At 78.3% G+C, this 507-nt stretch carries 1 protein-coding gene; it reads right to left on the bottom strand.

The genetic code is table 11. The features are described from left to right. On the bottom strand, nt 1-507 hold a 507-nt coding region (locus tag E1265_RS36685; protein ID WP_207931363.1), incomplete at both ends, for a flavodoxin domain-containing protein.

Genomic DNA, 507 nt, shown 5'->3' with positions numbered 1-507 from the left:
GCGCGGCGCCGCCGGAGAGGGTGGCGAGCACCTGGTCGAGCCAGGCCTGGGCGGCGGGCTCGTAGTCGGGCTCGCAGTCGGTGCGGGGCGCGAGGCGGGTGGCGCCGAGTTCGGCGAGCCTGCGGTCGAGGCGGCGGCCGTGGCCGCAGAAGTCGTCGTAGGCGGAGTCGCCGAGGGCCAGCACGGCGTAGCGGCGGCCGTCGAGGCGCGGGGCACGGCCGTCGGCCAGGGTGGTCCAGAAGTCGACGCCGTTGTCGGGCGCGTCGCCGTCGCCGAAGGTGCTGGTGACCAGCAGCAGGTCGGTGGCGGGGGGCAGGGTCGCGGGATCGGACTCGGCCATTCCGGCGAGCCGCACCGGATGTCCCGCGGCCAGCAGCCGGCCGGCGGCGGCGGTGGCGAACTCCTCCGCGTTGCCGGTCTGGGACGCCCACAGCACCATCACCTCGCGCCCCGTCGGGGTGGTGCGCGCCGCCGGCGCGACGGGCTCGGTGCGGACCGGCGCGGGGG

This window comes from Streptomyces sp. 8K308, from assembly GCF_004348315.1.
Classification (GTDB): domain Bacteria; phylum Actinomycetota; class Actinomycetes; order Streptomycetales; family Streptomycetaceae; genus Streptomyces.
This window is presented reverse-complemented; position numbering and strand designations above follow the sequence as displayed.